13 protein-coding genes are annotated in these 12,984 nt (G+C 73.9%); 6 read left to right on the top strand and 7 right to left on the bottom strand.

The window, feature by feature from the left end:
* Nucleotides 1–3: 3 nt before the first annotated feature.
* Complete coding sequence (locus ACMT9T_RS06540; RefSeq protein ID WP_043674252.1) at nucleotides 4–384, top strand: sterol carrier family protein; 381 nt, start codon at nucleotides 4–6, stop codon at nucleotides 382–384.
* Between the two features lie 72 nt (nucleotides 385–456).
* Complete coding sequence (locus ACMT9T_RS06535; protein ID WP_414744779.1) at nucleotides 457–765, top strand: hypothetical protein; 309 nt, start codon at nucleotides 457–459, stop codon at nucleotides 763–765.
* A gap of 30 nt (nucleotides 766–795) precedes the next feature.
* Here ACMT9T_RS06535 and purF read toward each other — a convergent pair whose 3' ends face one another.
* Nucleotides 796–2,256, bottom strand: a complete 1,461-nt coding sequence (gene purF / locus ACMT9T_RS06530) for an amidophosphoribosyltransferase (RefSeq protein WP_414744778.1) — start codon at nucleotides 2,254–2,256, stop codon at nucleotides 796–798.
* 90 nt (nucleotides 2,257–2,346) lie between these two features.
* On the opposite strand from purF, the gene purM reads away from it, so the two are divergent.
* Nucleotides 2,347–3,456, top strand: coding sequence for a phosphoribosylformylglycinamidine cyclo-ligase (purM, locus tag ACMT9T_RS06525; protein WP_414744777.1), 1,110 nt, complete (start codon nucleotides 2,347–2,349; stop codon nucleotides 3,454–3,456).
* A gap of 148 nt (nucleotides 3,457–3,604) precedes the next feature.
* On the opposite strand, the gene ACMT9T_RS06520 is transcribed toward purM, so the two are convergent.
* Nucleotides 3,605–3,814, bottom strand: a complete 210-nt coding sequence (locus ACMT9T_RS06520) for a DUF3073 domain-containing protein (RefSeq protein WP_012037444.1) — start codon at nucleotides 3,812–3,814, stop codon at nucleotides 3,605–3,607.
* A gap of 208 nt (nucleotides 3,815–4,022) precedes the next feature.
* Here ACMT9T_RS06520 and ACMT9T_RS06515 point away from each other — a divergent pair, with 208 nt between their 5' ends.
* Nucleotides 4,023–5,153: an FAD-dependent oxidoreductase gene (locus tag ACMT9T_RS06515; RefSeq protein ID WP_414744776.1), complete on the top strand. Its 1,131-nt coding sequence runs from the start codon at nucleotides 4,023–4,025 to the stop codon at nucleotides 5,151–5,153.
* Nucleotides 5,154–5,456: 303 nt separating this feature from the next.
* On the opposite strand, the gene ACMT9T_RS06510 is transcribed toward ACMT9T_RS06515, so the two are convergent.
* The 5 genes from ACMT9T_RS06510 to yczE form a co-directional block, all read right to left on the bottom strand.
* Complete coding sequence (locus tag ACMT9T_RS06510; protein WP_414744775.1) at nucleotides 5,457–6,020, bottom strand: DUF3618 domain-containing protein; 564 nt, start codon at nucleotides 6,018–6,020, stop codon at nucleotides 5,457–5,459.
* On the bottom strand, nucleotides 6,017–6,436 hold the full coding sequence (locus tag ACMT9T_RS06505; RefSeq protein ID WP_414744774.1) for a phage holin family protein: 420 nt from the start codon (nucleotides 6,434–6,436) through the stop codon (nucleotides 6,017–6,019). The genes ACMT9T_RS06510 and ACMT9T_RS06505 overlap by 4 nt, the downstream gene beginning before the upstream one ends.
* A complete protein-coding gene (locus ACMT9T_RS06500) occupies nucleotides 6,433–7,326 on the bottom strand; it encodes a hypothetical protein (RefSeq protein ID WP_414744773.1) in 894 nt (297 codons plus the stop codon). Before ACMT9T_RS06500 ends, ACMT9T_RS06505 begins: the two co-directional genes overlap by 4 nt.
* A gap of 153 nt (nucleotides 7,327–7,479) precedes the next feature.
* On the bottom strand, nucleotides 7,480–9,540 hold the full coding sequence (locus ACMT9T_RS06495; RefSeq protein ID WP_414744772.1) for an APC family permease: 2,061 nt from the start codon (nucleotides 9,538–9,540) through the stop codon (nucleotides 7,480–7,482).
* An 88-nt stretch (nucleotides 9,541–9,628) separates the two neighbouring features.
* Nucleotides 9,629–10,294: a membrane protein YczE gene (gene yczE / locus ACMT9T_RS06490; RefSeq protein ID WP_414744771.1), complete on the bottom strand. Its 666-nt coding sequence runs from the start codon at nucleotides 10,292–10,294 to the stop codon at nucleotides 9,629–9,631.
* Between the two features lie 62 nt (nucleotides 10,295–10,356).
* Here yczE and yczR point away from each other — a divergent pair, with 62 nt between their 5' ends.
* Together yczR and ACMT9T_RS06480 are read left to right on the top strand one after the other, a co-directional pair.
* A complete protein-coding gene (yczR, locus tag ACMT9T_RS06485) occupies nucleotides 10,357–11,805 on the top strand; it encodes a MocR-like transcription factor YczR (RefSeq protein ID WP_414744770.1) in 1,449 nt (482 codons plus the stop codon).
* A gap of 207 nt (nucleotides 11,806–12,012) precedes the next feature.
* Nucleotides 12,013–12,975, top strand: coding sequence for a trypsin-like serine peptidase (locus ACMT9T_RS06480; protein WP_414744769.1), 963 nt, complete (start codon nucleotides 12,013–12,015; stop codon nucleotides 12,973–12,975).
* Nucleotides 12,976–12,984: the final 9 nt, after the last annotated feature.

The following is a 12,984-nucleotide window of genomic DNA, read 5'->3' as shown; positions in this document are numbered from 1 at the left end:
ACGATGGCCAAGGCGCGCATCCACCCCACCGTCGGACAGCCCGCCGTGCGCGCCGCGCTCGCCCAGGGCGCCGACGCCGACCGCGAGACGCGGGCCACGGCTGTGCGCTTCCTGCTGCAGTCGCTGGCGGATCTCGCACCCGGCGGCACCGTCGAGGTGCGCGTGCCGCCGTTCGGCGCCGTCCAGTGCATCGAGGGCCCGGGGCACACGCGCGGCACGCCGCCGAACGTCATCGAGACCGACCCGGCCACCTGGATCGCGCTTGCCACGGGCGGCACGACCTGGGACGCGGGCGTCGAGGCGGGCGCCGTGCGCGCGTCCGGCCTCCGGGCGGACCTCCGCGGCCTGCTGCCCGTGCCGTGGCAGCTCCCCGCGGACCGCTGACCCGTCGGGTCGCCGCGCGTCGCTGCCGCCCGCGGTTCGCCGGGTGTCCGCGGCTCGGGGGATGATGGACGCATGACCGACGCCCGACCCCAGCCCGACGACGAGCGCCGCACCGAGGTCCTCGTGCGGCGGTCCCCCCGCTACTTCCGCTTCATGGGCGTGGGCGCCGTGCTCGGCCTCGTCGTGGCGATGGTCCTCACGCTCACGTTCCCGCCGAACCCGGAGTTCTCCGAGGCCCAGGTGCTGGCGTTCCTCGCGCTGTTCGCGGTCGTGCTCTTCGGCGGGCTCGCGGCGCTCATCGCGCTGGCGCTCGACCGCACGGCGTCGCGCCGCTCCCGCGTGCTCACGGCCGAGCGCGAGCGCGGCGAGCCCGGCGCCTGATCCGGCTCCGGCGCCCGCGGTCGCCGCGGGTCAGCTGAGCTGCGTGCGCTCCAGCCACGACAGGTACTCGGGCGTCACGTTGCCGGTGATGTACTCGCCCGTGAAGCAGCTCATCTCGAGGTCCTCCACGCCGGTGGATCCCTCGACGATGGCGTCGCGCATGTCCGCGACCTCCTGGTAGATGAGGTGGTCGGCGCCGAGCTCCTGCGCGATCTCCGGGATCTTGCGCCCGTGCGCGATCAGCTCCTGCCGCGACGGCATGTTGATGCCGTACACGTGCGGGTAGCGCACCGGCGGCGCGGCCGAGGTGAACGTGACCTTGTTGGCGCCGGCCTGCCGCGCCATGTCGACGATCTCGCGGCTCGTCGTACCGCGCACGATGGAGTCGTCGACGATGAGGATGTTCTTGCCCTTGAACTCGGAGCTCATGGCGTTCAGCTTCTGGCGCACCGACTTCTTGCGCTGCGCCTGCCCGGGCATGATGAACGTCCGGCCCACGTAGCGGTTCTTGTAGAACCCCTCGCGGTACTCGATGCCGAGCGTCTGCGCGACCTGCATGGCCGACGGCCGGGACGAGTCGGGGATCGGCATGACCACGTCGATGTCGCCCGCCGGGCTGTGCTCCGCGATGGTCGCCGCGAGCCGGTTGCCCATGCGCAGGCGCGCGTCGTAGACGCTGATGCCGGACATGACCGAGTCCGGCCGCGCGAGGTAGACGAACTCGAAGGCGCAGGGGATGAGGCGCGGCGTCGGGTGGCACTGGCGCGCGTGCATCTCGCCGTCCATCGTGATGAAGACGGCCTCGCCGGGCGCGACGTCGCGCACGATCTCGTAGCCGAGCGACTCCATGACGAGCGACTCGCTCGCCACGACCCACTCCATGCGCCCGCCCGCGAGCTCGCGGCGGCCCAGGGTGAGCGGGCGGATCCCGAACGGGTCGCGGAACGCGAGCATGCCGTGCCCCGCGATCATCGCGATGGACGCGTACGACCCCTCGACCCGCTCGTGGACGCGCTCGACGGCGGTGAAGACCTGGTCGGGATCCAGCGCCATGCCGGAGACCTGCGACTGCAGCTCGTGCGCGAGGACGTTGACGAGCAGCTCGGTGTCGGAGCTCGTGTTCGTGTGGCGGCGATCCACGTGGAAGAGCTCCTGCGCGAGCTCCCGCGTGTTCGTGAGGTTGCCGTTGTGCACGAGCACGATGCCGTAGGGCGCGTTCACGTAGAACGGCTGCGCCTCGTCCTCGTCGGCCGCGCTGCCGCGGGTCGCGTACCGCACGTGGCCGAGGCCCATGGTGCCGAGGAGCGAGCGCATGTCGCGCGTCCGGAACGCCTCGCGCACCTGGCCGCTGAGCTTCTTCACGTGGAAGGTGTTGCCCTCGGCGGTGGCGATGCCGGTGGAGTCCTGACCGCGGTGCTGCAGGAGCAGGAGGCTGTCGTAGACGAGTTGGTTGACGGGTTCGGACGATACGACGCCGACGATGCCGCACATGCTTCGGCTGACTCCTGAAGAGTAGAAGAGGTGGGGGAGTCGCCAGTCTCCCACACGGGAGCGACGCGCCCGGCCGCTACTGTGTCTCAGGTGACCACCAAGAGCTCCTATGCAGAGGCCGGCGTCGACACGGAGGCCGGCGATCTCGCGGTCCAGCTGATGAAGGAGGCCGTCTCCCGCACGCACGGCCCCGAGGTCATCGGCGGCTTCGGCGGGTTCGCGGGCCTGTTCGACGTGAGCGCGCTCACGCGCTTCCGCCACCCGCTCCTCGCCACGTCGACGGACGGCGTGGGCACCAAGGTCGCCATCGCGCAGGCGATCGACAAGCACGACACCATCGGCCAGGACCTCGTCGGCATGGTCGTCGACGACATCGTCGTGGTGGGCGCGCGCCCCCTCTTCATGACCGACTACATCGCGTGCGGCCGCGTCGTCCCGGCGCGCATCGCCGACATCGTCGCCGGCATCGCCCGCGCCTGCTCGGACACCGGCACGGCCCTCGTCGGCGGCGAGACCGCCGAGCACCCCGGCCTCCTCGGACCGGACGACTACGACGTCGCGGGCGCGGCGGTCGGCGCGGTCGAGGCCGACTCCGTGCTGGGATCCGAGCGCGTGCGCGACGGCGACGTCGTGCTGGCCCTCGCCTCCAGCGGCCTGCACAGCAACGGCTTCTCGCTCGTCCGCCACATCCTCTCGGGCGCCGGCATCGGCTTCGGCGACACGTCGGCGGAGCTCGGCGGCCTGGTCGGCGAGGTGCTCCTCGAGCCCACCCGCCTCTACACGACCCCGCTGCTCGACGTGCTCGGCCAGCCCGAGCTCGGCCCGGGCGTCCACTCCCTCAGCCACGTCACCGGCGGCGGCATCGCGGCGAACCTCGCGCGCGTGCTGCCCCGCGGATCCTTCAGCGAGCTCGAGCGCTCCACGTGGTCGCCGCCCGCGGTGTTCCGCGCGCTGGCCGGCATCGCGGGCTCGACGCTCGAGAGCGCCGAGGGCACCTGGAACCTCGGCATCGGCATGATCGCCGTGGTCGACGCCGCGGCCGCGGACGGCATCGCCCGCGCGCTCACCGCCGCGGGCATCCCGACGTGGGAGGCCGGCCGCGTGACGATCGGCGAGGCCCCCGTGGGAGCCGGCTTCGAGCAGGGCGCCAAGGGCGTCGACGGCGGGGCCGTGCGCCTCACCGGCCGCTACCGCGACTGATCCCGCGCGGCCTCGGCGGGATCTCCCGCGGGACGACCGGCCGGAGCGCGGTCGTCGTGGCGACGCCGCCGTCCCCGGGCGCACGTGAACGGACCCGCCTCACGAGGAGACGGGTCCGGTGCGCGTCCGGCGTCAGCCGGCGGCGGGATCAGGCGCGCTTCTGCTCGTCGCCCGGGACGTAGGCGTCCGGCTCGTCGGCGTACTCATCCCACTTCGCGGCCTCGGCCGCGTACTGCTCGTCGACCGCCCCGTGGGTGGTCAGCTCGCGCTCCAGCTGGGTGTAGTCCACATTGGGACTGAACGACTTCAGCTCTCGCGCGATCTTGGTGTGCTTAGCTTTTTGACGGCCGCGCCCCATGCGAGACCCCCTCACGACTCAGGCCCCGACGGGCGGTGACAACGCTGGATGCAGCGGACAGGGATTGGAGAAAACCTAGGGGCTACCCTAACATGTGGCCTTCGTCGTCCCGGGCGTGTCCCCCTGGGCGGGAGGCGCACACGGCATCGTACGTGCTCGCCCCGGTGCTCGGGATCCACGCGGGGGCGGGCGCTAGCCTGGTCGTCCCATGAGCCGCGAACCCGCTGAGACCCAGGTCGTGGTCATCGGTGCCGGACAGGCCGGGCTCTCCGTCGCGTACCACCTGCAGCGCCTCGGCCTCCGCATGGGCACGGACGCCGTCGTGCTCGACCGCGGTCCCTCCACGGGCGGCGCCTGGCAGCACCGGTGGGCCGCCCTCCGCCTCGGATCCGCGCACCGGGTCGCCGACCTGCCCGGCATGTCCCAGCTCGGCATCTCGTTCGCGACGGCCGACCGGCGCCTCCCTGCGCGCGAGGTGGTGCGCGACCACTACGCCAGGTACGAGGAGCACTTCGACCTGCGCGTGGCGCGGCCCGTCGAGGTCCGCGCGGTCCTCGACGCGGACGTCCCGCCGCCCGCCGCGTCGCGCCGCCGGGCCGCCCACCCCTCCGACGCCGCCCGTCCGCTCCTCGTGCGCGCGACCGACGGCGACCGCGTCGCGCGCCTCGTCGTCAACGCGACGGGCACCTGGGGCGCGCCCTTCATCCCCTCCTACCCGGGGCTCGGGACCTTCCGCGGGCGGCAGCTGCACACCTCCGGCTACCGCGCTGCGGCGGACCTCCGGGGCCTGCGCGTCCTCGTGGTGGGCGGCGGCACCTCCGCCATCGGCTTCCTGCTGGAGCTCGAGGGGGTCGCGGCGCGGACGCTGTGGTCGACCAGGCGGCCCGTCGACTTCCTCGAGGCGGGCGAACTCGACGTCGAGGCCGCCGTCCGGGCGGTCGACCTGCAGGACCAGGCGGCGCGCGCGGGCGAGGCGCTGCCGAGCATCGTCAGCGGCACGGGCGTGCCGCGCACCCGGCGCATCGTCGCGGGGATCCGCCGCGGAGTGCTCGCGAGCAGGGGCGCCATCGCGCGCTTCGAGGAGGACGGCGTCGTCTGGGCCGACGGCGGCCGGGACCAGGTGGACGCGGTCATCTGGGCCACGGGCTTCCGGCCGGAGATCCGGCACCTGGCGCCGCTCGGCCTCCGGGAGAAGGAGGGCGGGGTGCGTGTCGAGTCGGGGGTATCCGCTCGGGATCCGCGGGTGTTCCTCGCGGGCTACGGGCCGCAGGCGTCCACGATCGGCGCGAACCGCGCGGGGCGGCGCGTGGCCCGGCAGGTCGTCGCGGCGCTGGGCTGAGCGCGGCTGCGCCGGCCGACGGGGGACGCGGGGGTCCTGCGCCCTTCGCGGGTACTCACGACGCGGACCCCCGCGTCGATCCGGACCTCACGGGTCGATCCGGATGCCGTCCGACCGGAGCGCGGTGCACCGTCATCGGGGCACCGCGCGTTCCGGTCGAGCCGCACGAGCTCCCGGGGGAAAGAGTTCGTGCACAAACAACTGTACAGCCGTGTCCTCCTTTTCGAGGACACGATCGGCGCGTCGCGCCGACGGCGGAGGGGAGCCGACCCGATGGGCCGGCTCCCCTCCGGGTGCGGCGGATCAGCCGCGGGCGTCGTCCTGGACGGCCTGCTTCGCGTCCTGGGCGCTGCTCGTGACGTCCTGCGCAGTCGACTGCGCCTCCGACTTGACCGTCCCGGCCGAGTCGCTCGCGGTGCTGGCGACCGACTGGGCGGCCTGCTGCGCGGGCTCCTTCAGCTCGGACGCGACGTCCTTGGCCGCGTCGGTCGCCTTCTCGACGAGGGGCTGCGCCTTGTCCTTGACGGTCGAGGCGAGCTCCTTCTCCTTGTCGCTCGCCGGGATCAGCGAGGCGATGAGGAGACCGGCGCCGAACGCGACCAAGCCGAGGCCGACGGGGTTGCCCTTCGCCTTGGCCTTCGCGCCGCCGGCGGTGCCGGAGACGGCGTCGCCCACGTTCGCGCGGGCGTCGCTCGCGGATCCGAGGACGCTGTCCTTCACGTTCGACAGGGCGCCGCGCACCTTGTCGGTCTGGCGCTGGGCCACCTTCGCGGGGGTGACCTTGTCGGCCACCGCATCCACGTCGATGCTCAGCTCGTTGCGCGTGCGCTCGATGTCCGCACGGATCTGGTCGGGGTTGTCGCTCATCGGTCTGCCTCGTTCCTCTTCATCGCTTCGGGGATCTTCTTGACGCTGTCGGCCGTTCGGGGTGCTCCCTGCACGGTCTTCAGCTGCTTGCGGCCCTGCAGGTACATGACGAGGCCGATGACGGCCCAGATCACGGCCACGACGACCGCGGCCCAGGCCAGGTTGTCGAACCAGTAGGCCAGTCCGTACATGAGGGCCACGGAGAGGAAGAGCACGGCCATGATGCCCGCATAGCCGGCGCCGCCCAACAGGCCGGCGCCCTTCCCGGCCTTCTTGGCCGAGTCGCTGATCTCCGCCTTGGCGAGGGCGATCTCCTGGCGCATGAGCGTGGAGACGTCCTTCGTGACGTTGCCGAGGAGGTCGCCGAGGCTGGTGGTCGCGGCCTTCTCCTCGGAGGGGGTGCGTCCGTCGGTCATGCGCGCGATCCGTCGGCGCGCTCGCCCGTGCCGAAGGTCTCGGTCAGCGGGTCGACGGGGCGCGTCTGGTCGTAGAGCGGGGTGGACGCGTCCGTCGCCGGGGCGTCGTACGGTCCGACGCCGAGCGGCTCGTCGGCGCTGAGCTCGGTGGGCGCGTAGGCGCTCGCGGTGGGGACGGCGGGCGTGACGTAGCCCGTGGAGGCGCCCGTCGTCGTCGCGCCGGTCGCGGTGGCTCCCGTGGTGCCGGACGCCTCCTCCGCCTCCTCCGCCTCCTTCTGGTCGTGCGCCTCGCTCGTGAGCGAGCGGGTGAGGCGACCGGCGGCGACGCCCGCGACGACCGCGAGGCCGACGAACAGGCCCGGGCGGCGGCGCGCGAAGTCGGTCACGTCCTGGAGGAGCGTGCCGGGGTCGCGGCCCTCGAGGTACTCGGCCGCGCTGCCGGCGCGACGCGAGACCTGGGAGACGAGCTCGCTCGCGATGCCCGTGCTCTCCGACTTGTCGCCCATGTCGCGGAGCTCGTCGCTGAGCGTGCGGAGGCTGCCTGCGGCGCGCTCCTGCTGGACGCCGGTCTGCTCGCGGAGCTGGTCGCGCGTCTGGGCGAGGAGGTCCTGCGCCTGGGCCTTCGCCTCGGACGCGACCTTCCCGGCCTCGTCCTTCGTGACGCCGGCGACGTGCCGGGTGCCGGCCTTGGCGTCGTCGGCGACGCTCGCGGCCTGCTCCTTCGCGGTGTCGGTCGTGCTGGTGCTGCTGGTGCTGCCGGTGGTGCTGCTTCCGCCCGTGGGGACTCCGCCGTCCGCGACGGGGTACGCGGGCACGGGGCCCGTGGCGTACGCGTCGTCGGCGATGGATCCGCCGGTCGCGGGCGACGCCGGTGTGAGGTCGTTCGACATGTGATTCCCTCTCGGTTCTCGTGGTGTTCGAGGTGCGCAGGGCTCGGACCCTGCGAACCACACGCAACTCCGAGAGGAGGGCAGTGCATAGCCCCCCGCCGAAAAAAGGGGGGCACTAACTATTCGTGCGCAGATGCGCTATGCGCGCGCCCGCTACGGCGTCTCGCGCCCGCTCGTGTGCTTGACGGGGGTGGTGGGCGGCGGGCCGGGGCGGCGCGACACCGGACGCACGGGCTCGCCGCGTCGGTCCTGGCCGGGGACGGGCCGCGACCGGCGGCCGTAGATGAGCTCCGACGAGTCGAGCAGCCACGGCACCAGGGCGAGCGTGACGCCGTGCACGAGCAGCAGCTTCTGGCGGATCCGCCGGGCCTTGTGGTTGTGCAGCAGCGTCTCCCACCAGTGGCCGACGATGTAGACGGGCGTGTAGACCGTGATGATCTCGCTCCCGTGCTCCGCTCGACGCGACTTCAGGTACTTGATGAGCGGGAAGCTGATGTCGCGGTACGGGGAGGCGACGATGCGCAGCGGCATCTCGATCTCCATCTCCACCCACTGCCGCTCGAGGAGCCTCGTCGCCTCGTCGTCGACGGAGACGTGCACCGCCTCGATGCTGTCGTGGTTCGCGGCGATCGCGTAGTCGAGCGCCTTGAGCACGGGCTTCTGCATCCGGCCGACGAGCACGACCGCGTGGTCGCCCGTGGAGCCGAAGACCGTGACGGGGTCGACCTCGATCTCCTTCTCCACGTCCCGGTAGTAGCGGTTGACGCCGAGCATGAGGAGGAACAGCACCGGCATGATCGCGAACACCAGCCAGGCGCCGTGCGTGAACTTCGTGATGGTGACGACGATGAGGACGAGCGCCGTGAGCAGCGCGCCGAACGCGTTGATGGCGAGGCCGCGGATCACCTCGCCGCGGTTCGCGCAGCCCTCGCGGAGCATGCGGGTCCAGTGCACGACCATGCCCGTCTGCCCGAGGGTGAAGGAGACGAAGACGCCGATGATGTAGAGCTGGATGAGCTGCGTGAGGTTCGCCTGGTAGACGACGAGGATGAGCGTCGCGCCGAGCGCCAGCAGCAGCATGCCGTTGCTGTAGACGAGGCGGTCGCCGCGCGTGAGCAGCGACTTGGGGGCGTAGGCGTCCTTGGCGAGCACGGATCCGAGCAGCGGGAAGCCGTTGAACGCCGTGTTGGCCGCGAGGAGGAGGACCGCCGCGGTGGTCGCCTGCAGCAGGTAGAACATGACGCTGCCGTTCCCGAAGGTGGCCGCCGCGACCTGCGCCATGAGGCTCTTCTGCGGCTCGGTGGCGCACTCGGCCCAGCCGATGAGGTCGCACGGGTGCTCGCCGTAGTGCACGCGCGCGATGAGGGCGAGGGTCGTCAGGCCGACGAACAGGACGATCGCCGTGCCGCCCATGATGACGAGCGTCGCCTGCGCGTTCTTGACCTTGGGCGTGCGGAACGCGGGCACGCCGTTGGAGATGGCCTCGACGCCGGTGAGCGCGGAGCAGCCGCTCGAGAACGCGCGGAGCAGCAGCAGGATGAAGGCCACCTGCGACAGGCTCGGGGTGTCGACCGTGTACGCCGCGGACTCCGCGACGGGCGGGTCGCCGAGGGCGGTGCGGGCGAGGCCGACCGCGATCATCACGCCGACGCTGGCGATGAAGAGGTAGGTGGGCACGGCGAAGGCCTTGCTCGACTCGCGCACGCCGCGGAGGTTCACCGCCGCGAGCAGCGCGACGAAGAACACGGCGATCTCGACGCGGAACGGCGCGATCTCGGGGATCGCGCTGATGATGTTGTCGACGCCCGAGGCCACCGACACCGCGACGGTGAGGATGTAGTCGACGAGGAGCGCCGACGCGACGACGAGGCCCGCCTTCTCGCCGAGGTTCTTGTGCGCGACCTCGTAGTCGCCGCCGCCGGACGGGTACGCCTTGATGAGCTGCCGGTAGCTGAGCACCACGACGACCAGCAGGATCACGACGCAGGCCGCGACCCACGGCGCGAAGCTCAGGAACGCGAGCCCGCCGAGCGTGAGGATGAGGAGCAGCTCCTGCGGCGCGTAGGCCACCGAGCTGAGCGGGTCGCTCGCGAAGATGGGGAGCGCCAGGTGCTTGGGGAGCAGCTGGCCCTCGAGCTTGTCGCTGGCGAGCTTCTCGCCGATGAGCAGCCGCTTGGCGGGACTGCTCTCGGGGGCCTGGGGGTCCGGAGTCACGAGCGGCAACGATACCCCGCGACGCGCCCGGGTCGCGACGGCGCTGGGCGCGGCCCGAGACCCCGCTGGATCCGCGTCGCCCCGCGGACTAGCCCGCCGTCGCGACGGGTCCGGTCGGGACGGCGCCCGCGTCGTCCGCGGACGCGTCGCGGCGGCCGCGGCGACGGCGGTCTCGCGGGGGCACGGGGAGGTCGAACAGGGGGAGCGTGCGCTGGACGATCGGGCCGATCAGCAGGGCGAACGCGAGCGTGCCGAGCCCCACGTTGCCGCCGAGCGCCCAGCCGATCGCGAGCACCACCAGCTCGATGCCGACGCGCACGCGCCACACCGGCCAGCCCGTGCGGCGGTGGATCCCCGTCATCAGCCCGTCGCGCGGCCCCGGCCCGAAGTGCGCGCCGATGTAGAGGCCCGTCGCGACGCCGAGCAGGACGAGGCCGGCGGCGAAGAGCGGGATGCGGATCCAGAGCGTCTCGACGGCCGGCACCACCGCCAGCGCGACCTGCGCGCTGTAGCCGACGAAGAGGACGTTGAGGACGGTGCCCCAGCCCGGTCGCTGGCGGATGGGGATCCAGAGCAGGAGCACGAGCGCGCCGATGATGTTCGTCACCAGCCCGAAGGGGAGGCCCGTGCGCAGCGTCACGCCCTGGCTGAGGACGTCCCACGGGGAGACGCCGACGGCGGCCTGGAGCATCAGCCCGATGGCGAAGCCGTAGAGGAAGATCCCGATGGCGAACTGGACTGAGCGACGGAGCATGAGGGAGATCCAATCGCGTCGCCGGTTGCGGGACAAGGTGCCAATCGGCAGGCTGTGGCCCCATGACCCTCTCCGGATCCGCGCCCTCCGCCGTGCTCGGCCCGGCCGCCCTCACCGCACTGCTGGGGGAGTGGACCCGGCCGGGGAGCCCGGCCTACCGGGCGCTCGCCGACGGGATCCGCCGGCTCGTGCTCGACGGCCGCGTGCCCGTGGGCGCGCGCCTGCCCGCCGAGCGCGAGCTCGCCGCCGCGCTCGGGCTCAGCCGCACCACCGTCGCGGCGGCCTACGCGGCGCTCCGCGGGACCGGCCACCTCGCGAGCCGGCGCGGGTCCGGCAGCGTGACGCGGATCCCGCGGCGTGCGCCCGACGCCGAGGGGGAGGGCCGCGAGGTGGCCGACATGAGCCGCGCGGCCGTGCCCGCGGCGCCCGCGCTCGCCGAGGCCGCGATGCGCGCGGCGACCCGGCTCCCGGCGCACCTCGACGGGCACGGCTACGACGTGGAGGGGCTGCCCGAGCTCCGCGAGGCGATCGCCGCCCGCTACCGGGCCCGCGGTCTGCCGACCGAGGCCGACGACGTGCTCGTCACCGTGGGCGCGCAGCACGCGATCGGGCTGCTGGCGTCCGTGCTCCTGCGCCGCGGCGACCGGGCGCTCGTCGAGCAGCCGAGCTACCCGCACGCGATCCAGGCCCTGCGCGACGCGGGCGCGCGCCTCGTCGGGGCGGGCGTGGGCGCCGACGGCTGGGACGAGGACGTGCTCGAGCAGACGATCCGCCGCACCCGGCCCGCGCTCGCGTACCTCATGCCGGACTTCCACAACCCGACCGGGCGCACCATGCCCGAGGACCAGCGCGCCCGGATCGTGGCGCTCGCCGAGGCGCACGGCGTGACCGTGATCGCGGACGAGACGACGGCCGAGCTCGACATCGACCGGGCCGAGGCGCATCCGCCGCTCGCCGTGCACGGGTCGCCGGGCACGGTGGTGCTCGTGGGCTCGGTCGGCAAGACGGTGTGGGGCGGGCTCCGCGTCGGGTGGATCCGCGCCGGCCGGCCGCTCCTCCGGGAGCTCGCCCGGGCGCGCTCGGCGCGGGACCTCGGCACGCCCGTGCTCGAGCAGCTCGTGGTGGCCGAGGTGCTGGGCGGCATGGACGGGATCCTCGCCGAGCGCCGCGCGCGCCTCCGCGAGACCCGCGACCACATGGAGGCGGAGCTCGCGCGGCGCTTCCCCGGCTGGGAGGTGCCGCACGTCGACGGCGGGCTCGCGGTGTGGGTCGGCATCGGCGCGCCCGTGAGCACGGAGCTCGCGCTCGCCGCCCGCACGCGCGGGCTCGCGATCACGGGCGGGAGCCGGTTCGGGCACGACGGCGCCTTCGAGCGGTTCCTCCGGATCCCGATCACGGCCCCGCCCGCGGCCACCGACCGCGCGCTCGACATCCTCGAGGACGCCTGGCGCGGGCTCGCGCCGGCGGCCGGGCTCGGGCACGACGTGGAGGACCGCTCGATCCTCGTGTGAGGCGGCGGCCCCCGCGGGTACCGCACCGGCCCCCGCGGGCGCCCCATCGTCGGCCTGGGGACGCCCCCGTCCTGGGGCGCCTCCCGACCGGTAGCGTGCGGGCATCCGCGCGACCTCCGGCGAGCGGCATGCGTCCCGATGCCCCGTGTCGACGGGTGCCGCTCCGGCGGAGCGTCGCGAGCCGTCCGATCCTGGAGGAAGAACACCATGCGCATCCGTCCGCGATCCACCCCCGCCTCGACCCCGCCGGCCGCCGCCGGCCGCTCCCGCCACGCGCTCGCCGCGCTGGCGCTCGCCGGGGGCCTCGCCGCCGCCGGCCTCGCGGTGCCGTCCTCGGCGTCCGCCGCATCCGCCGCACCGGTCGTCGTCCCCGCGTCCGGCGACCCGGCCGCCGCCGCCGCGCACTGGACGCCCGCCGCCCGCGCGGACGCCCTCGCCGCCGACGCGTCCTCGGTCACCGGATCGGCCTCGGCCTCGCGGTCCGCGACCCTCTCCGCATCGGGGGACGCGAGCGCCGCCGCGCCGGTCCCGCACCCCGGCCAGCCGTTCGTCGGCGTCCTCTTCTACGTCTCGGGCGGGCGCGACCACGCGTGCACCGCGAGCGTCGTCGACACCCCGGACGGCGACGCGATCGCGACCGCCGCCCACTGCCTCGTCGACCGGAGGACCGGCGCCGCCACCACTCTGGCCACCTTCATCCCCGGAGCCCAGGGAGCCACGGCGCCCCACGGCATCTGGCCGGTGCGCGTCGCGGCCGTGTCCTCCTCGTGGACGACGACGGGCCGCGCCTCGGACGACGCCGGGTTCGCGCGCGTGAAGGGCCCCGCGGGCGAGGTGCTCGCGGCCTCCGTGGGCGCCGCCGAGCCCGTCTTCGGGACGCCCCTCGTGCCGGCGACCGGTCAGGCGCCGCGCCTGGCGATCCTCGGCTACCCGACCGCCGGATCCGCCTCCTCGACGCTCGAGGCGTGCGCGGGCCGGCCGCAGCACGACACGGGCGGGCAGACCTCGCTGCCGTGCGCGCTCGGCACCGGCGCGGCCGGATCGCCGGTGCTCACCGCGGCGGGCGAGCAGCGCTCCGTCGTGGCGCGTCCGTCCGCGGGCCGCGGCGTGCTCCTCGCCACGTGGGGCGCCGAGGCGCAGAGCGCCTTCTCCTCGCTCCAGGGGCGGTAGCCGATCCCG

Source organism: Clavibacter vidaverae, assembly GCF_047529985.1.
Classification (GTDB): Bacteria; Actinomycetota; Actinomycetes; order Actinomycetales; family Microbacteriaceae; genus Clavibacter; species Clavibacter nebraskensis_A.
Note: the sequence above shows the minus strand (reverse complement) of the source record. Positions and strands in the feature narration are given on the sequence as shown.

Bases quoted from the DNA above. Each gene is read 5' to 3' on its own strand.
- ACMT9T_RS06540 (WP_043674252.1), top strand. From the start codon at position 4: ATGGCCAAGGCGCGCATCCACCCCACCGTCGGACAGCCCGCCGTGCGC.
- ACMT9T_RS06535 (WP_414744779.1), top strand. From the start codon at position 457: ATGACCGACGCCCGACCCCAGCCCGACGACGAGCGCCGCACCGAGGTC.
- purF (WP_414744778.1), bottom strand. From the start codon at position 2,256: ATGTGCGGCATCGTCGGCGTCGTATCGTCCGAACCCGTCAACCAACTC.
- ACMT9T_RS06520 (WP_012037444.1), bottom strand. From the start codon at position 3,814: ATGGGGCGCGGCCGTCAAAAAGCTAAGCACACCAAGATCGCGCGAGAG.
- ACMT9T_RS06515 (WP_414744776.1), top strand. From the start codon at position 4,023: ATGAGCCGCGAACCCGCTGAGACCCAGGTCGTGGTCATCGGTGCCGGA.
- ACMT9T_RS06510 (WP_414744775.1), bottom strand. From the start codon at position 6,020: ATGAGCGACAACCCCGACCAGATCCGTGCGGACATCGAGCGCACGCGC.
- ACMT9T_RS06505 (WP_414744774.1), bottom strand. From the start codon at position 6,436: ATGACCGACGGACGCACCCCCTCCGAGGAGAAGGCCGCGACCACCAGC.
- ACMT9T_RS06500 (WP_414744773.1), bottom strand. From the start codon at position 7,326: ATGTCGAACGACCTCACACCGGCGTCGCCCGCGACCGGCGGATCCATC.
- yczE (WP_414744771.1), bottom strand. From the start codon at position 10,294: ATGCTCCGTCGCTCAGTCCAGTTCGCCATCGGGATCTTCCTCTACGGC.
- yczR (WP_414744770.1), top strand. From the start codon at position 10,357: ATGACCCTCTCCGGATCCGCGCCCTCCGCCGTGCTCGGCCCGGCCGCC.
- ACMT9T_RS06480 (WP_414744769.1), top strand. From the start codon at position 12,013: ATGCGCATCCGTCCGCGATCCACCCCCGCCTCGACCCCGCCGGCCGCC.